The organism is Pseudomonas sp. PDM19 (genome assembly GCF_014852215.1).
GTDB lineage: Bacteria > Pseudomonadota > Gammaproteobacteria > Pseudomonadales > Pseudomonadaceae > Pseudomonas.
Map to the genome: position 1 here is coordinate 399,716 of NZ_JACVBG010000001.1, position 15,905 is coordinate 415,620.

The 15,905-nt window shown below is 66.8% G+C and carries 17 protein-coding genes; 8 read left to right on the plus strand and 9 right to left on the minus strand.

Annotated elements, in window-relative coordinates:
* Positions 1 to 23: 23 nt before the first annotated feature.
* From IB273_RS01755 to IB273_RS01775, 5 genes are all read right to left on the minus strand, one after another.
* Positions 24 to 689 (minus strand): methionine ABC transporter permease, encoded by a 666-nt coding sequence (locus IB273_RS01755; protein ID WP_081516688.1) that lies wholly within the window; start codon positions 687 to 689, stop codon positions 24 to 26.
* Positions 689 to 2,062: an LLM class flavin-dependent oxidoreductase gene (locus IB273_RS01760; RefSeq protein ID WP_192223057.1), complete on the minus strand. Its 1,374-nt coding sequence runs from the start codon at positions 2,060 to 2,062 to the stop codon at positions 689 to 691. Before IB273_RS01760 ends, IB273_RS01755 begins: the two co-directional genes overlap by 1 nt.
* Before the next feature lie 9 nt (positions 2,063 to 2,071).
* Positions 2,072 to 3,295, minus strand: coding sequence for an SfnB family sulfur acquisition oxidoreductase (locus tag IB273_RS01765; protein WP_192223058.1), 1,224 nt, complete (start codon positions 3,293 to 3,295; stop codon positions 2,072 to 2,074).
* A 440-nt stretch (positions 3,296 to 3,735) separates the two neighbouring features.
* Entirely contained in the window at positions 3,736 to 4,203 is a 468-nt protein-coding gene (locus tag IB273_RS01770) for a YbaK/EbsC family protein (RefSeq protein WP_045208063.1), read from the minus strand.
* Between the two features lie 72 nt (positions 4,204 to 4,275).
* Positions 4,276 to 4,926, minus strand: coding sequence for a hypothetical protein (locus tag IB273_RS01775; RefSeq protein ID WP_192223059.1), 651 nt, complete (start codon positions 4,924 to 4,926; stop codon positions 4,276 to 4,278).
* 240 nt (positions 4,927 to 5,166) lie between these two features.
* Between IB273_RS01775 and IB273_RS01780 the strand changes: the two genes are divergently transcribed.
* Together IB273_RS01780 and IB273_RS01785 are read left to right on the plus strand one after the other, a co-directional pair.
* Positions 5,167 to 5,592 carry a YciI family protein gene (locus IB273_RS01780; protein ID WP_045208059.1) on the plus strand — a complete coding sequence of 142 codons (426 nt, stop codon included), beginning with the start codon at positions 5,167 to 5,169 and terminating at the stop codon, positions 5,590 to 5,592.
* 17 nt (positions 5,593 to 5,609) lie between these two features.
* A complete protein-coding gene (locus IB273_RS01785; protein ID WP_081516692.1) occupies positions 5,610 to 6,026 on the plus strand; it encodes a VOC family protein in 417 nt (138 codons plus the stop codon).
* A 58-nt stretch (positions 6,027 to 6,084) separates the two neighbouring features.
* Here the strand turns inward: IB273_RS01785 and IB273_RS01790 are convergent, their stop codons facing one another.
* On the minus strand, positions 6,085 to 7,131 hold the full coding sequence (locus IB273_RS01790) for an AraC family transcriptional regulator (protein ID WP_192223060.1): 1,047 nt from the start codon (positions 7,129 to 7,131) through the stop codon (positions 6,085 to 6,087).
* A gap of 112 nt (positions 7,132 to 7,243) precedes the next feature.
* Between IB273_RS01790 and IB273_RS01795 the strand changes: the two genes are divergently transcribed.
* Together IB273_RS01795 and IB273_RS01800 are read left to right on the plus strand one after the other, a co-directional pair.
* On the plus strand, positions 7,244 to 8,992 hold the full coding sequence (locus tag IB273_RS01795; protein WP_081516694.1) for an amidohydrolase: 1,749 nt from the start codon (positions 7,244 to 7,246) through the stop codon (positions 8,990 to 8,992).
* On the plus strand, positions 8,989 to 9,906 hold the full coding sequence (locus tag IB273_RS01800) for a CobW family GTP-binding protein (RefSeq protein WP_192223061.1): 918 nt from the start codon (positions 8,989 to 8,991) through the stop codon (positions 9,904 to 9,906). Before IB273_RS01795 ends, IB273_RS01800 begins: the two co-directional genes overlap by 4 nt.
* A 248-nt stretch (positions 9,907 to 10,154) precedes the next feature.
* On the opposite strand, the gene IB273_RS01805 is transcribed toward IB273_RS01800, so the two are convergent.
* Together IB273_RS01805 and IB273_RS01810 are read right to left on the minus strand one after the other, a co-directional pair.
* The gene (locus IB273_RS01805; protein WP_024765480.1) at positions 10,155 to 10,436 is read right to left on the minus strand and encodes a pyrimidine/purine nucleoside phosphorylase; all 282 of its coding nucleotides are present in this window, start codon (positions 10,434 to 10,436) and stop codon (positions 10,155 to 10,157) included.
* 133 nt (positions 10,437 to 10,569) lie between these two features.
* Complete coding sequence (locus IB273_RS01810) at positions 10,570 to 11,121, minus strand: exonuclease domain-containing protein (protein ID WP_045208048.1); 552 nt, start codon at positions 11,119 to 11,121, stop codon at positions 10,570 to 10,572.
* A 103-nt stretch (positions 11,122 to 11,224) separates the two neighbouring features.
* Here IB273_RS01810 and IB273_RS01815 point away from each other — a divergent pair, with 103 nt between their 5' ends.
* The gene (locus IB273_RS01815) at positions 11,225 to 12,103 is read left to right on the plus strand and encodes an NAD(P)-dependent oxidoreductase (protein WP_192223062.1); all 879 of its coding nucleotides are present in this window, start codon (positions 11,225 to 11,227) and stop codon (positions 12,101 to 12,103) included.
* A 65-nt stretch (positions 12,104 to 12,168) separates the two neighbouring features.
* Here the strand turns inward: IB273_RS01815 and IB273_RS01820 are convergent, their stop codons facing one another.
* Complete coding sequence (locus tag IB273_RS01820; RefSeq protein WP_225610106.1) at positions 12,169 to 12,480, minus strand: DMT family protein; 312 nt, start codon at positions 12,478 to 12,480, stop codon at positions 12,169 to 12,171.
* Positions 12,481 to 12,581: 101 nt separating this feature from the next.
* Here IB273_RS01820 and IB273_RS01825 point away from each other — a divergent pair, with 101 nt between their 5' ends.
* From IB273_RS01825 to IB273_RS01835, 3 genes are all read left to right on the plus strand, one after another.
* Positions 12,582 to 14,831, plus strand: coding sequence for an alpha-glucosidase (locus IB273_RS01825; protein ID WP_192223063.1), 2,250 nt, complete (start codon positions 12,582 to 12,584; stop codon positions 14,829 to 14,831).
* Positions 14,832 to 14,853: 22 nt separating this feature from the next.
* Positions 14,854 to 15,108: a YkgJ family cysteine cluster protein gene (locus IB273_RS01830; protein WP_192223064.1), complete on the plus strand. Its 255-nt coding sequence runs from the start codon at positions 14,854 to 14,856 to the stop codon at positions 15,106 to 15,108.
* A 124-nt stretch (positions 15,109 to 15,232) separates the two neighbouring features.
* Entirely contained in the window at positions 15,233 to 15,838 is a 606-nt protein-coding gene (locus IB273_RS01835) for an START domain-containing protein (protein ID WP_138216627.1), read from the plus strand.
* The last annotated feature ends 67 nt before the right edge of the window (positions 15,839 to 15,905 follow it).

A 15,905-nucleotide genomic window follows, 5' to 3' on the forward strand; every position in this document is an offset into this window, starting at 1 on the left:
CGGTGGGGGAGTGGGCGGGGAATTCAACGCCGGGTGTAGCGCACCACGAGACGGTCGCCGCTCATCTGCAGGGCCTGCACCAGCAGGATCAGCAGGGCGACGGTGATGATCATCACGTCGGTCTGGAAGCGCTGGTAACCGAAACGGATGGCCAGGTCGCCGAGACCGCCGCCGCCGATCACGCCGGACATCGCGGTGTAGTCCACCAGCACGATGGCGGTGACGGTCACGGCGGCGATCAGCCCGGTGCGCGCTTCCGGCAGCAGGGTGTGCCAGATGATCTGCCAGGTGCTGGCGCCCATCGCCTGGGTGGCTTCCACCAGGCCGCGGTCGACTTCGCGCAGGGCGGTTTCCACCAGCCGCGCGAAGAACGGCGTGCAACCCACCACCAGCGGCGGAATCGCGCCGGCGACGCCCAGCGAGGTGCCGGTGATCAGCGTGGTGACCGGGATCAGCACGATCAGCAGGATGATGAATGGCAGCGAGCGCAGCATGTTCACCACCACCGAGAGAGCGCGGTACAGGCCGGGTCTGGCATGCAACTGGCGCTTGCCGGTGAGGTACAGCAGCACGCCCAGCGGCAGCCCCAGCAACACGGTGAAGGCCAGTGCGCCGCCGAGCATGGCGAGGGTGTCCAGGCAGGCCTGGGCGAGATCGTGCCAGTCGAGGTTGCGGAACCAGCCGTCCATCAGACGCCACCTCGTCTGAGTTTCGCCGCACGGTGCGGCGCGCGCAGGCGGTCGCCCTGGCCGAACAGCTTGTGGCGCAGGGTGCCTTGTTCGTACTCGCGCTTGAACAGCCCACGCGCCTGCAACTCGGGCACCAGCAGGTCGACGATGTCGACGAAGGTCTCCGGCGCCACCAGGCTGGAGAGATTGAAGCCGTCGACGTCGGTTTCCTCGACCCAGGCCTGCAACTCGTCCGCCACGGTCTGCGGCGAACCCACCAGCAGCGGGCCGTCGCCACCCAGGGCGCAGTAGTCGGCGATCTCGGCGGCGGTCCACTGGCGCTCCGGGTCGGCAGCGCTGAAGGCGTCCACCGCGGACTGGATCGCGTCGCTCTGTACGTGGCGCAACACCTGGTCCGGCGCGTACTGGCCGAAGTCGATGCCGGTCCAGCCGGAGACCAGCGCCAGGGCGCCCTCGCGGTCGCTGTAGCGGCGGTAGTCTTCCAGCTTGGCCAGGGCCTCCGCGTCGGTCGGTGCGACGATCACGGTGAGCTGGTTCAGCACCAGCACGTCGCTCGGCTCGCGGCCGGCTTCCACGGCGAGGCGGCGCAGGTCGGCCACCTGGTCGCGGAGGATGCGCTTGGTCGGCGCGGCAACGAACACGCACTCCGCATTGCCGGCGGCGAACGCCTTGCCCCGGCTCGATGCGCCGGCCTGGTAAAGCACTGGTGTGCGCTGCGGCGACGGCTGGCTCAGGTGGAAGCCGGGTACTTCGAAGTGCTCGCCCTTGTGCTCGATGGGGTGCACCTTGCGTGGGTCGGCGTAGATGCCGCTCGCACGGTCGGCGACCACCGCGTCTTCATCCCAGCTGGCTTCCCAGAGCTTGTAGCAGACCTCCAGGTACTCCTCGGCCAGGGCATAGCGCTGCTGGTGGTTGAGCTGTTGCTTCAGCCCCAGGTTGCGCGCGCCGCTGTTGAGGTAGGAAGTGACGATGTTCCAGCCGGCGCGGCCACGGGTCAGGTGGTCCAGCGTGGAGATACGCCGGGCGAAGGGGAACGGGTGCTCGAAGGACACCGAGGCGGTGATGCCGAAACCCAGGTGCTCGGTGGCCGCGGCCATGGCCGGGACGATCTGCAGCGGATCGTTGGCCGGCACCTGCGCGCCGGCGCGCAGGGCCGCGTCGGCGTTACCGTGGTAGACGTCATACACGCCCAGCACGTCGGCGAGGAACAGGCCGTCGATCTTGCCGCGTTCGAGGGTTTTCGCCAGTTCGATCCAGTAGTGGATGTCGGTGTACCGCGCGGCCTGCTGGTCGCGCGGGTGGCGCCAGAGGCCGGGCGAAAGGTGGCCGACGCAGTTCATGGCGAAGGCGTTGAGACGGATCTGCTTGCTCATCGCGCGTCCTCAATTCCAGTCGTGGCGCGGCGGGCGCTTGTCGTTGAGCAGCCAGTTGCCGACCAGGTGGTACTTCCAGCGCACCGGGTCGTGCAGGGTGTGCACGCGGGCGTTGCGCCAGTGGCGGTCGAAGCCGTGGCGGGCGAGGGTGGAGCGGGTGCCGCCGAGTTCGAACAGCTTGTTCGAGGCCTCGATGGCGACCTCGGTGGTCAGCACCTTGGCCTTGGCCACGGCGACCGAGGCGCGGGCCACGCTGTCTTCGTCCGGCGCCGGGCGAGCGGCGTCCATCACCTTGCCGGCGCGTTCCAGCAGGGCGTCGGCGGCTTCGATGCGGATGCCCAGTTCACCGATCTGGATGATGGTCAGCGGGTCGTCGCTGGCCTTTTCCACGCCGGCGTCGATCCACGGGCGCGCCTGCTCGCGGACGAAGGCGATGGTGTCGCGCAGCGCCGCGCGGGCGATGCCGGCATCGATGGCGGCGGTGGTGATCTGCGCGAACGGGCCGGCCAGGGTCGGCACGTCGTACGAGCGGTGCGTGGGGAAGACGTTGAACGCCGGTACGCGCAGGCCTTCCACCAGCACGGTGCCGCTGGAGGTGGTGCGCTGGCCGATGCTGGCCCAGTCGTCGACGATCACCAGCCCCGGCGTGCCGCGCGGGACGAAGGCGAGTTGGGCGTTGTTCTGTTCGTCCAGGCCGAGCACGCCGATCCAGTGGGCGTAGAGCGAGCCAGTGCAGTAGCCCTTGCGGCCGTCGATCAGCACGCTGTCGCCGTCGTGGCGTAGGCGGGTCTGGATGTCCTGGACGTTCTTGCCGCCGGTTTCCGACAGCGCGTTGGCGAAGCGGTTGCCCTTGAGCGCGAGATCAAAGAAGAAGCGCTTCTGCTCGTCGCTGCCCTGCAGGCGGATGTCTTCCAGCAGGCAGTAGTGGTTCTGTGGAATCTGGCCCAGCGAGGGATCGGCAGCGGAGACGATGGCGATGACCTCGGCGAGGGTCGCATAGGACACCTCGGCGCCGCCGAACTCGCGGGGCACGGTGATGCCCCACAGGCCGCTGTTGGAGTAGACCTCGATGACCTCGGGCGGGACGACGCGGTTGCGGTCGCGTTCGGCGGCTCCTTCTAGCAGGAACGCGGCGACCTTGTGGGCGACTTCGATGGCTTGTGCGTCGGAGACGATCCACTGCGCGTTGGGTTCGCGGATGTCGTAGTGGGCGGATTCGGGGAGTGGGGGCATGGCAGTACAGCGACCTCGGCAGATGATTCGACCCGGCGTTCGGGTCTGACTGATGAGGTCATTGCACAAGCTGTGCCGCAAATTAAAACCCTTTGAATTCAATGGCTTGAATATTTTGTCCAACAGTTTGGGCGCTGGGCACGCAGCAAAGTGTTGGGCGGGTGTTGCTGGGTCAACAGTTCTGGAGCAGCGATTGGTCTTGCGGGAGCGAAGCTTCTCGGCGATCAGAGTTCCCAGCCACACAGAGCATCAACGTAGGATGGCGTGGAGCGCAGCGATACCCATCAATCGCGATACGCCCAGAGCGGGCTGGATATCGCGAGCATTCAGTAAGCGCATAACGCGCCAGCGTTATCCGCCATTGTGGCATCGGTGGATAACCCGTTCCGGGTTATGCGCCCTGCGTGCTACAGGTCAGGAGGCATGGGCATCAAAAACCCTCAGGCCAGTTCCTGGCAGACGTCGATCCAATCCGCCGCCACCAGCTGCGCCATGCGCTGCGGTTCGATCCGCACTGCGCTGTGCACCGCGCCGGCCGCCGGCAGTACTTCGTCGAACGCCTGCAGCGACACATCGCAATACACCGGCAACGGCGTCGCCAGGCCGAACGGGCAGACACCGCCCACCGGGTGGCCGGTCAGGGCCACGACGTCCTCGGCACCGAGCATCTTGGCCTTGCCGCCGAAGGCTTCCTTGAGCTTGCGGTTGTCCAGCCGCGCGTCGCCGCGGGCCACCACCAGCACGGTGCGTTCGCCGACGCGCAGGGACAGCGTCTTGGCGATACGGCCCGGCTCCACGCCGTGGGCCTCGGCGGCCAGGGCCACGGTGGCGGTGCTGGTTTCCAGCTCGATGATGGCGATGTCGGGGGCCTTTTCGGCGAAGAAGGCGCGAACCGATTCCAGGCTCATGGGGCGATGCTCCGTATGGTGCGAAAAGGACTGAATCTAGGGAGCGTGGGCGGAGCTGTCCAGAGCGGGTTTTCAGTGTCCGCGAATGAGCAGCGTCTCGATGTCGGGTATGCCCATGGACTGGTTGGCGTTCAGCAGATCCAGGCGAGCCGCGAAGATCCTCAGCTCGCGGTCGGCCGCCTGCACCGCGCGGGTCAGCGCGGACAGCGGCACCGTGACCGAATGCAGCGGCGGCGGCGGGATGAAGGTCTCGCCCGGCCCGTTGAAGTCGAAGCTGACGGACTGGTTGTGCTGATTGATATCGGGAGAGGGATGGCCGCTGTACAGGTAGGCGCCCTTGCCGGCGGCGATGCGCTTCCAGCTGTGCATGTCGCCTAGGTCGCTGCAGCATTGCGGGAACAGGACGTCGAGATCGCCGATCCGCAACACGTAGCCGCCAGACAGGGGCGGAACCTGGCGCCAGTCTCCGGAGCCTTCCAGGCCCTCGGCGCAGTGCAGGCGGACCAACCGCGAAATGTCCGTGTCGCTCAGCTCGGCAATGCGATGGAACGCACTGCCCTGCAGGTACGGTCGCAGTCGCGGACTGAAGCCGTTGGCCCGCAGGTTGCGCTCATGGTAATCACGCCAGCCTGCCACGTGGTCCCAGTACGGCCCGTGGGACGGCAAGGGAACGGAGTCGACCAGGTAGAAGATTTCGATGACGGGGATGAGCTGAACCTGCATGGGACCGCCGGGAGTTTGCTGAGCGGCACGTTCTAAGGGCACTGCCCCCGAGCGTCCATAGCGAATTTTCCCATATCGCCTCCGGGAACCCTGGCGCGACCTATGCTCAAAAGCCCCGTCGCCCCGCTCGAAAAAAAATTCGCGTGGCCTGTCGATCTGTCGTTGCGCCCTTCGACTACTCGTCAGGAACCGGAAGCAACCGGCCGCCACGCTGAAAATGACAACAAGAGGAGAAAGACCATGCGTTTCATGGTGATCGTCAAAGCCACCGCCGACTCCGAAGCCGGTGTGATGCCCAAGGAAGAGCTGCTTGCCGCCATGGGAGCCTACAACGAGGAGCTGGTGAAGGCCGGCGTGATGCTGGCCGGTGAAGGCCTGCACCCCAGTGTCAAGGGCGCGCGGGTGCGCTTCGATGGCGCGTCGCGGCAGGTGATCGACGGCCCGTTCGCCGAGACCAAGGAGCTGATCGCGGGCTTCTGGATCATGCAGACCGCGTCGCTGCAGGAGTGCATCGACTGGGTCAGGCGCTCGCCCAATCCCTTCGACGGCGAGTCCGAGATCGAAATCCGGCAGATTTTCGAAGCCGAGGACTTCGGCGCCGAATTCACCCCCGAACTGCGCGAGCAGGAAGAACGCCTGCGCGCCGAAATCGCCAGCAAATCCTGAGCCTGGAGGAATCCGCCATGTTGATGAATGCCTACCTGGTCTTCGACGGCAACTGCGAAGAAGCCTTCCGTCACTACGCCGAAGTACTGCACGGCGAGCTGCCGCACCTGATGCGTTTCTCCGATGCGCCGGGTTGCGAGGACATGCCCGAGGCGCTGAAGAACCGCATCATCCACGTTCGCCTGGAAGTGGGCGGCCACGTGCTGATGGGCTCGGACGCCTCGCCCCAGTGCGGCCAGTACGAGGGCGTGAAGGGCGTGTCGATCACCCTCAACGTCGACACCAAGGCCGAAGCGCGGCGCATCTTCGACGCCCTCGGCCAGGGCGGCAAGGTTACCATGCCGCTGGAGCAGACCTTCTGGGCCGAGCTGTTCGGCGCGCTGGAGGACCGTTTCGGGGTGCCGTGGATGATCAATTGCGAGAAAGAGGTCTGATCGCAGGACTCTCCCTGTAGGAGCGCCCCATGGGCGCGATCGCGGGCATGGCCCGCTCCTACAGGGAGTCCTTCCCGGCGTCGGCGCGGAAGCGCTCCGGCGTTGTCCCGGTGAACCGCTGGAAAGCCCGGTGGAAACTGGTGACGTGCTCATACCCGAGCAGGAAGGCGATCTCCTGCAGCGCCATCCGGCTGGCCAGCAGATAACGCTGGGCCAGCGCCATCCGCACCTCCAGCACGATTCCCTTGAAGGTCAGCCCGTGCTCGCGCAGCCGGCGCTGCAATGTATGCGGCGGCAGACGCAGCCAGGCGGCGGTCTGCTCCAGGTCCGGCAGCGGGATGCGCGCGTTCTGCAGGAGGTAGTAGCGCACATCGTCCGGCAGCGCCGGGCCGCGTTCGAAGCTGGCCAGGGTTGCCGCGCCCTGGGCCTGGCAAAGCCGGCTCACCGACGGGTTGGCGGTGGAGAAGGGCTGGTCATGGAAGGCCTTCGGCATCCACAGCTCGGCCTGCCCGGCATTGAACTGGCTGGGGCCGGGGAATAGCTCGCCATACAGGGCCGCGTGGGCGGGTGGCGGGTAGGGCAGGTGCAGTTGCATGCCGGTGCAGGCCTCCAGGTTCGGCAGGCGCTGGCATAGCCAGCGCCAGGTACTGCTGAGCCACTCCTCGCAGAGGGCGATGCGTTCCACCTCGCCGAAGGGCGGTAGTTGCAGCGTCAGGCGGATGTGCTCGCCGACTTCCTCGCGGTGGGTGTGGATCGGGTGGGGCATCAGGCTCGACGGCTGGCCGAGCGAGATGTCCCAGGAGCGTCGCAGGTTGGCCGCGCTGATCAGCGCGTAGCCGATCACCCCCAGGTCATAGAGGTTGTAGCGCTGGCCCAGGCGCAGGAAGAAGTCGCTCGGGCCGAGCAGCCCGGCGGCCTGCTGCAGCAGGCGGTAATAGCGGGCGAAGTTCATCTCGGCGGCCGCCGCTTCGCTGTTGCTGGGCAGCCCGAGGCCACCCAGCAAGGGCGCCAGCGCCGGCAGGGTGGGGCGTGCGCGCCACTCGTCGAGGAAGTGGCGGAACAGTTGGCGGGCAGCGTAATCGATGTCGAAGGACGCGGTGGGCATGGCGCAGGCTCAAGCTGTCGTCTGATGCTAGTGAGTTGTCATCTTATGCTAGCCGATGGCCGAAAGCCGAGCCCTATACTGCCTCCATGGACAAGAACAACAAGGGCTTCCCATGACCGCTCCGGACCGCTTCCGCTCCTCCAACTCCCCCACCGAGCGCTTCGCCGAACTGCTGCTGCACAACGGCCGCTTCTATACCCTCGACCCCGCCCAGCCCTGGGCCGAGGCCGTGGCCATCCGCGATGGCCGGCTGCTGGCGGTGGGCCGTCGCGAGGACATGGAGCACCTGATCGGCCCGGACACCCTGGTGCGCGACCTCGAAGGCGCGTTCTGCATGCCCGGCCTGCACGACATGCACACCCACCCGGACCTGGCGCTGAACCCGCGTTACGCCGACGACCTCGACGTCGGCATCGAGGACCCGACCCCGGAGCAGCTTGCAAAAGCCATCCTCGATTACGCCGCCAGCCATCCCGGTGACGGTTGGGTCTACGGCCAGTACTGGGTGCGCTACACCTTCCGCGAAGCCGGGCTGAAGCCGGGCCGCGAGTGGCTCGACAGTATCCTGCCGGATCGCCCCGTGGCGCTGCTCGACCGCATGTGGGGCACCATGATGGTCAACTCCCGCGCGCTGGAACTGGCCGGTATCGACGCCAGCACCGCCGACCCGCGCAACGGCTACCTGGAGCGCGACGAGCTGACCGGCGAGCCCAACGGTCTGATGATCGACGGCGCCTACGCGCTGATCCACGCCGCCATGCCGCCGACCCCGGCGAAGGTGCTGCGCCAGTCCTACCGCGAGGGCGTGCACTTCCAGAGCTCGCGCGGCGTCACCGCGGCCAAGTACCTGCACGTCTGCGAGAACCGCCTGGACGCCCTCAAGTACCTCGACGACGCCGGCCAATTGACCCTGCGCGTGGAAGCAGCGATCAGCTGGCAGGACGACATCTTCCCGGTGCGCCGCCGCTGGGAGCTGCTCAGCGGCGAGCGTCACTACTATCGCAGCGCACGGTTGTCGGCGAACGCTGTGAAGTTCCACTTCGACGGTACCGTCGAGCCGCGCTCCTCCTTCCTTATTACACCCTGGCCGGGCGAGGACGCCTGGCGCGGCAAGCTCAACCTGACGCCCGAGCACATCACCGACATGGTGGTGGACATGGACAGCCGTGGCATCCGGGTCATCGCCCACTGCACTGGCGATGCGGCGTCCGACGTGTTCCTCGATGCGGTGGCCGAAGCGCGCCGGCGCAATGGTTTCAGCGGTGTGCGCCACCAGTGCGCGCACAGCACCATCCTGCATCCGGGCAACCTCAAGCGCTTCCGCGAGCTGGAAGTGATCGCCGAGTTCTCCCCGGCAGCCTGGTACCCGACGCCCTTCGCCAGCGGCGCGCGTTCGGGCTACGGCACGGATCGGCTGAAGCGCATCTACGACTTCAAGGGCGTGCTGGCCGCCGGCGGCATCGCGGTATTCGGAACCGACTGGCCGGTGGCATCCATCGACCCCTGGCTGGCGCTGGAAACCCTGGTCACCCGGCAAAACCCGTGGAACGACGACCCGGCCTGCTTCGGCGAGCCGATCAGCCTGGAGCAGGCGATCCGCGTGGCGACCCTCAATGGCGCCTATGCCATGGGCCTGGAGAAGCTCACCGGCAGCCTGGAGGCTGGCAAGTCGGCGGACTTCATCGTGCTCGACCGCAACCTGTTCGAGCAGCCGGCGCGCAACTTCATCCACCGCACCGAGGTGCAACTGACCTTCGTCGAAGGCCGCCCGGTGTACGACCGCCTCGGCCAGTTCAGCGATACCGCCCTGGCGGCGGTGTGGCAGGGCGAACCGCCGCGCATCGAAGGCGTCAACGCATGAACGCCGCGAGCATCCCGGTGACGGTGGTCGCCGGCTTCCTCGGCGCGGGCAAGACCACGCTGCTGCGCAACCTGCTGGAGCGCTGCGAAGGCCGGCGCCTGGCGGTGATCGTCAATGATTTCGGCGAGCTGAACATCGATGCCGGGATGATCGCCGAGCAGACCGAGGCGGTGTACAGCCTGGAGAACGGCTGCATCTGCTGCAGCGTGCAGGACGACCTGCTGGCGCAGCTGGAGCGCCTGGCGACTATGCACCCGCCGCTGGAGCAGGTGGTGATCGAGTGCAGTGGGGTGTCCGACCCGCAGCGCATCGTGCAGACGCTGGGTTACCCGAAGCTGCGCCGGCGTCTGCATCTGGATGCGGTGCTCACCGTGGTCGATGCTGCCCGCCGGGAACCGCTGGAAGGCGAGTATGCGCGACTGGAGCGCATGCAGGCCGCCGCCGCCGACCTGCTGCTGCTGAACAAGTGCGACCTGCTGGACGCCGACGAGCGCGCCAGCCAGCGCGAGCGTTTCGGCCGGGGCGCGCGGGTGCTGGAAACTATCCAGGCGCAGATTCCCGACGCGTTGCTGCTCGGTGAGCCGTCGCGCAAGCTGCGGCCCCATGGGCAGGAAGGCATCGACCATGGCGACCTGTTCGACAGCTGGAGCTGGCAGGGCGAGGCGAGCTTCGATGGCGCGCGGTTGAAACAATGGCTGGAGGCACTGCCTCGCGGCCTGCTGCGCCTCAAGGGGCTGATTCGCCTGGCGGGACAGGGCGAGACGGTCTGGCTGCAATATGTCGGCGGGCGCTATCAGCTGTGCCCGGCCACTGCGGCCGAGGCGGCGCAGGGCTCGCGGCTGGTGTTCATTGCGGAGAAGGATGCGGGGTTGCGGGTGGATCTTGAGGTCGGGCTGCGAGGGTGCATTTCGTAGACAAAGCTGCCTGGAACTCTGCGCCTGGGCTTCCCCTCACCCTAACCCTCTCCCAAGGGGAGAGGGGACCGTTCGGTGCAGGATGAAGCTGAGGTATCAGCCGGCACAATCCACTCCCTCTCCCTTTGGAGCGGGGCGCGCAGCCAGGGCGGGGGAGAGGGCTCGCTCGAGTACCGAGAGTTCGCCCGGTCTTTTCGCAGGCAATAAAAAACCGGCCCTCAGGGCCGGCTTTTCATGACGCGCCGAACTCAGCGGTATTCGCAGAGGTAGGCGGTGTCCTGGGCGACTTTCAGCTGGAACTTGCTGTTGGCCGGCACGGTGAAGTTGCTGCCGCCTTCGAAGGTTTCCCAGCTGTCGCTGCCCGGCAGCTTGACGGTCAGTGCGCCGGCGACGACGTGCATCACCTCCAGCTGGCTGGTGCCGAATTCGTATTCGCCGGGAGCCATCACGCCAATGGTGGCGGGGCCTGCGGTCATGTCGAAGGCGATGGATTTGACGGTGCCGTCGAAGTACTCGTTGACCTTGAACATGGGCTTCTCCTGCTAGAGGGGTGAAAAAGGGCCCGCCAGTATGCCCAAGGCCGCAGGCCCCGTCACTAGAGCGGCGCAGGCGACCGTGCGGTCAGTGCCAGGTCGGCGCTGAATCGACGATGAGTTTGCGGCTTCAGCCGGCGACGGGCAGGGTCAGCGGCAGCAGGCGGGCGGTATTGCGGGCGTCCTCCAGGGCGCGGTGCGGCTGTCCCTGGAAGTGCAGGCCGGCCAGGTGCAGCGCGGCGTTCAGGCCTACCTGGCGCTTGAGCTGACGGGCCTGGGCGAAGCGCTGCTTGAGGTTGACGTGGGGGACGCGGGACAGGTGGCTGTCCAGGTGCTGGCGGCGCCATTCCAGTTCCAGCTGGTGACGGTCGTAGTCGCCCCAGCTGGTCCAGCCGGCCAGGCGCGGGCTGTGCTGGGCGAGCCAGCGCTCGAACTGCGGCCAGACCTCGCGCAGCGGCGCGGCGGCATCGACATTGGCCTGGGTGATGTGGGTGAGTTCGCGACAGAAGGTCGTCAGCAGCGGGCGTCGCTGCGGGCGGACGAAACGCTGGAAATGGTCCAGCTCGCGGCCGTCGGCCTCGGCAACCAGGCTCGCGCCGATCTCGATGATCTCCATTTCCTCGACCGGCCAGCCGCCTTCCTCGGTGGTGGCTTCCAGGTCGATCACCAGCCAGTGGGGCATAGTCGGTGCTCGTGGTTGGGTTCGAATCGAGTATGGAAGGCGTTTGCGGGACCGGCAAACCGCTGTGCTAGGCTGAGCGACTTGATCGGACAAGGGGACTGCGATGGCGAAAGTGGCTTTCATCGGCCTGGGCGTGATGGGTTACCCCATGGCCGGGCATCTGGCGCGCGAAGGGCACGAGGTGTGCGTCTACAACCGCACCGCGAGCCGCGCCGCCCAGTGGGTCAAGCAGTTCGGCGGCAGCTCGGCGCAGACACCGCGCGAGGCCGCGCAGTGGGCCGACTTCGTGATGTGCTGCGTGGGCAACGATGACGACCTGCGCAGTGTGGTGCTGGGTGAGGATGGCGCGCTGGCCGGCATGCAGCCCGGCTCCGTGCTGGTGGACCACACCACCGCCTCGGCCGAAGTGGCCCGCGAGCTGGCGGTGGCGGCGGCCGAGCGCGAGCTGGGCTTCCTCGATGCGCCGGTTTCCGGCGGCCAGGCCGGCGCCGAGAACGGTGCGCTGACGGTGATGGTCGGCGGCGACGCTGACCTCTACGCCCGCGCCGAGCCGGTGATCGCCACCTATTCGCGCATGGTGCGGCGCATGGGCCCGGTGGGCAGCGGCCAGTTGACCAAGATGGTCAACCAGATCTGCGTCGGCGGCCTGCTGCAGGGGTTGTCCGAGGCGCTGCACTTCGCCCAGAGCGCCGGCCTCGACGGTATGGCGGCGATGGAAGTGATCAGCAAGGGCGCCGCGCAGTCCTGGCAACTGGAGAATCGTCACCAGAGCATGCTGGAAGGTCGCTTCGACTTCGGCTTTGCGGTGGACTGGATGCGCAAGGACCTGGGTATCGTCCTGGATGAGGCTCGCCGCAACGGCGCGCAGTTGCCGGTGACGGCGCTGGTCGACCAGTTCTACGCCGAGGTGCAGGCCGCCGGCGGCGGGCGCTGGGACACTTCCAGCCTGATCACCCGCCTTCAGGAATCGCCCGAGGCCTGATCCGTTTCTCCCCCTCAGGTGGCGCCATCGGTCGCAGAGATCGTCGTGCGCCGCTCCTGATCGCCTCAGGCGCGGAAGATAAAGTACACCGCGCCCAGCAGGCACAAGCCGGCCCATAGATAGTCGAGCTTCAGTGGCTGCTGCATGAAGTACACGCTGAACGGCACGAAGACCGCCAGCGTGATGACCTCCTGCATGATCTTCAGCTGCCCCACCGACATCACCGTGTAGCCGATGCGGTTGGCCGGCACCTGCAGCAGATATTCGAACAGTGCGATGCCCCAGCTGACCAGCGCCGCGATGATCCACGGCTTGCTGCTCAGGGTTTTCAGGTGGCCGTACCAGGCGAAGGTCATGAACAGGTTGGAGAGTGACAGAAGAAACGCGGTTTACAGCCAGACCGGCATGGCAGCGGCTCCAGAAGGGGACTGCGCCTGAGCCTAGTGGATGCGCGACGCGACAGCCAAGGGGCGGGATATTGATCAGGTTCGTATTGCGGGGAGCGGCGGCGCTGCTGGCGCTGGGGGTATTGGCGTTCGGCGGCTGGAAAGGTTGGCAGTGGTGGCAGCAGCGGTCGGTCTGGGCGCAGCTGACGGTGGCTCCGGCCATGGCTGCCGGGCAGAACTGGCCGCTGGGTGACTATCGCCTGGAGTGGGACGGTGCGTCCTTCGCCCTGCGCGCGGGCGAACATCCTGCGCAGACGCTGTGGCAGACCCGTGGCGGATTCCTGGCCGCGGGCATCGGTCGCGTGGATGCCGAAGAGCATCGCGGCGCGATGTTCGTCCGCGAACACCGCGAGCTGCTGTGTCGCCAGCAACAGTTGGACTCCGTGCGCGCTGAAGCGGACAGGTTGCTGATCGCCGGTACGCTCGGTTGTGCCGATGGCCGGCAAGCTCCTTATACCTTCTCGTTGCGCGCCGACGGCGAGCGCGGCGTAGTGATGGACGTGAGCCTGGCTGATCCGGCGCTGAATCGCCTCTATCTGGCCTGGGCACGGGAGGCGGACGAGCAGCTCCATGGCTTCGGCGAGCAATTCACCCGCTTCGACCTGAGCGGGCGGCGGCTGCCGATCCTGGTGCAGGAGCAGGGCGTGGGGCGCGGTCTTCAACCGATCACCCTGGCCGCGGACCTCAGTGCTCGTGCTGGTGGCGACTGGTGGACCACCTACGCGCCGGTGCCTTTCTATCTCACCTCGCGCCTGCACGGCTTCTTCAGCGAGGCGCCGGAGTACCAGGTCTTCGACCTGCGCGACGACCAGCGCGTGGCGCTGGAGGTGCATGCTGGCAAGCTCCAGGCCCACTTCTATAAAGGCAGCAGCCCCAAGGCGCTGATCGAGGCGCACACCTCGGTGGTCGGGCGCATGCCGCCGTTGCCGGCCTGGACCCAGCAGGGCGCGATCCTCGGGCTGCAGGGCGGCACCGAGCGCGTGCGCGGCATCGTCCGGCAATTCGAGCAGGCGAAGGTGCCGCTGGCGGGCGTCTGGGTGCAGGACTGGGTCGGCCAGCGCACCACCAGCTTCGGCAAGCAACTGTGGTGGAACTGGGTGCTGGATGGCGAGCGCTATCCGGGCTGGTTGGCGTTCAACACTGAACTGCGGGCCAAGGGCATTCGCAGCCTGGCCTATGTGAATCCCTTCCTGGTGGATACGGCTGAGAAGGGCGGGGCGACCCGCAACCTCTACCGTGAAGCGCTGGAACACGGCTACCTGACCCTGGATCAACAGGGGCAGCCGTTGCTGTTGCAGAACACCAGCTTCAGCGCCGGCCTGGTGGACCTGACCAACCCCCGGGCGGCTGACTGGCTGCGCGGGGTGATGCGCAAGGAGATGCTCGGCGCGGGCTTCTCCGGCTGGATGGCGGACTTCGGCGAGGCGTTGCCTTACGAGGCGAAGCTGGCCTCCGGTGAGCCGGCTTCCGTCGTGCACAATCGCTATCCGGAGCTGTGGGCCAAGCTGAACCGGCAGTTGGTGGAGGAGGAGGGCGCCGGCGACCTGCTGTTCTTCATGCGCTCCGCGTACAGCCGCAGCCCTGGCTTGACCACCAGTATGTGGCTGGGCGACCAACTGGTGACCTGGGATGCCGACGACGGCCTGCACAGTGCGCTGCTGGGGCTGCTGTCGGGCGGAGTATCCGGTTTCAGCCTGGACCACAGCGACACCGGCGGCTACACCACCATCAGCAGCCCGATCAGGAACTACCACCGCAGCGAGGAACTGCTGCTGCGCTGGATGGAATTCTCCGCCTTCACCAGCCTGCTGCGCACCCACGAGGGCAACCGCCCGGACGACAACGTACAGGCCTACAGTTCGCCAGCGACCGTGGCGCAGTTGCAGCGCTTCGCCACGGTGTTCCGCGAGCTGGCGCCGTACCGCCAGCGCCTGATGGAAGAGGCGGCGCAGCATGGCTGGCCGCTGGCGCGCCCGCTCTGGCTGGAGTTCCCCGCTGATCCGGCCAGCTTGGCGGAAACGCCGACGAGCTATATGCTCGGCGACCAATTTCTGGTGGCCCCGGTGCTGGAGCCTGGCGTGCAGCGTCTGAACGTGGCGTTGCCCGAGGGGCGCTGGGTGCATCTGTGGAGCGGTGCGACCTTTGAAGTCGCTGCCGGCGGAACGGTCGAGGTTCCCGCGCCGATTGGCGAGCCGGCGGTGTTCTATCGCGCCGGCTCCACCGATGGCGAGCAATTGGTGGCGGCCCTGCGCAAGCAGGGGATGCTGCGCTCCAGTCCATGATTTCCCTGTCGAGAGTTCATCCATGCAATGCCGTATCGGCTGTGGCGCCTGCTGCATAGCGCCGTCGATTTCCTCGCCCATCCCCGGTATGCCTGACGGCAAGCCGGCGGGCGTCCGCTGCGTGCAGCTCGATGAACGCAATCTGTGCAAACTATTCGGCGACTCGCGGCGTCCAAAGGTCTGTGCGGTCTTCGATGCGGACGCCGACGCCTGCGGCAGCAGCAACCAGCAGGCCCTGCAGATCCTCACCGAGTGGGAACGCATCACCGCCGCCTGATGTGACTTGGAAGTCACGTTTTCGCGGTCCATACTGACGCCCCGACCCGCTCAAGACCGCGGATTGCGACGGGGCGGCGGCGTTTGCTGCCCCCACAAGATCAAGAATAAAGAGAGGTAAGACGATGCGTGGTGTATTGCGTATGACCCTGCTGGCCACTGCCGTGATGGGCTTTGCCGGCACTGCCCTGGCGGAAGACTGGAAGCTGGAGAAGGAAGAAGACGGCGTGAAGGTCTTCCTCAGCCCTGTGGCCGGCTCCAAGTACAAGGCCTACCGTGGCGTCGTCGACATCAAGGCCGACGTGGCCAAGATCAACGCCCTGCAGGAAGACGTGGCCGGTTCCTGCAAGTGGATCCATGCCTGCGCCGAGATGCGTTTGCTGAAGACCGAAGGCGACAATTCCTGGACCTACTCGAAGATCGACATGCCCTGGCCGGTGACCGGCCGCGACGTGGTGATCCATGTGACCACCGAGAAGACCGCCGACGGCGGCCTGATCCGTCACCTGAAGGCCGAGCCGACCTACATCCCGGAAGAGAAGGGCGAAATCCGCGTGCCGAAGCTGATCGGCGAGTGGAAGCTGGTCCCCAAGGGCGCCGGCGTGACCGAAGTGACCTACCAGGTGCAGACCGAGCCGGGTGGCAGCATCCCGTCCTGGCTGGCCAACAGCTTCGTGGTCGATGCGCCGATGAACACCCTGAAGGGCCTGCGCAGCGCCGCCGAGAAGTAATAGGCGCTGTCGTTGCCTTGCATGAAAAAGCCGCCTTCGGGCGGCTTTTTCGTTCCTGTCGTGGCGC

What these genes read in the sequence shown, in the direction of transcription:
- IB273_RS01830 (WP_192223064.1), top strand. Translation starts at nt 14,854, where the DNA reads ATGCAATGCCGTATCGGCTGTGGCGCCTGCTGCATAGCGCCGTCGATT.
- IB273_RS01785 (WP_081516692.1), top strand. Translation starts at nt 5,610, where the DNA reads ATGTTGATGAATGCCTACCTGGTCTTCGACGGCAACTGCGAAGAAGCC.
- IB273_RS01810 (WP_045208048.1), bottom strand. Translation starts at nt 11,121, where the DNA reads ATGCCCCACTGGCTGGTGATCGACCTGGAAGCCACCACCGAGGAAGGC.
- IB273_RS01780 (WP_045208059.1), top strand. Translation starts at nt 5,167, where the DNA reads ATGCGTTTCATGGTGATCGTCAAAGCCACCGCCGACTCCGAAGCCGGT.
- IB273_RS01760 (WP_192223057.1), bottom strand. Translation starts at nt 2,062, where the DNA reads ATGAGCAAGCAGATCCGTCTCAACGCCTTCGCCATGAACTGCGTCGGC.
- IB273_RS01805 (WP_024765480.1), bottom strand. Translation starts at nt 10,436, where the DNA reads ATGTTCAAGGTCAACGAGTACTTCGACGGCACCGTCAAATCCATCGCC.
- IB273_RS01800 (WP_192223061.1), top strand. Translation starts at nt 8,989, where the DNA reads ATGAACGCCGCGAGCATCCCGGTGACGGTGGTCGCCGGCTTCCTCGGC.
- IB273_RS01815 (WP_192223062.1), top strand. Translation starts at nt 11,225, where the DNA reads ATGGCGAAAGTGGCTTTCATCGGCCTGGGCGTGATGGGTTACCCCATG.
- IB273_RS01755 (WP_081516688.1), bottom strand. Translation starts at nt 689, where the DNA reads ATGGACGGCTGGTTCCGCAACCTCGACTGGCACGATCTCGCCCAGGCC.
- IB273_RS01795 (WP_081516694.1), top strand. Translation starts at nt 7,244, where the DNA reads ATGACCGCTCCGGACCGCTTCCGCTCCTCCAACTCCCCCACCGAGCGC.
- IB273_RS01835 (WP_138216627.1), top strand. Translation starts at nt 15,233, where the DNA reads ATGCGTGGTGTATTGCGTATGACCCTGCTGGCCACTGCCGTGATGGGC.
- IB273_RS01790 (WP_192223060.1), bottom strand. Translation starts at nt 7,131, where the DNA reads ATGCCCACCGCGTCCTTCGACATCGATTACGCTGCCCGCCAACTGTTC.
- IB273_RS01770 (WP_045208063.1), bottom strand. Translation starts at nt 4,203, where the DNA reads ATGAGCCTGGAATCGGTTCGCGCCTTCTTCGCCGAAAAGGCCCCCGAC.
- IB273_RS01775 (WP_192223059.1), bottom strand. Translation starts at nt 4,926, where the DNA reads ATGCAGGTTCAGCTCATCCCCGTCATCGAAATCTTCTACCTGGTCGAC.
- IB273_RS01765 (WP_192223058.1), bottom strand. Translation starts at nt 3,295, where the DNA reads ATGCCCCCACTCCCCGAATCCGCCCACTACGACATCCGCGAACCCAAC.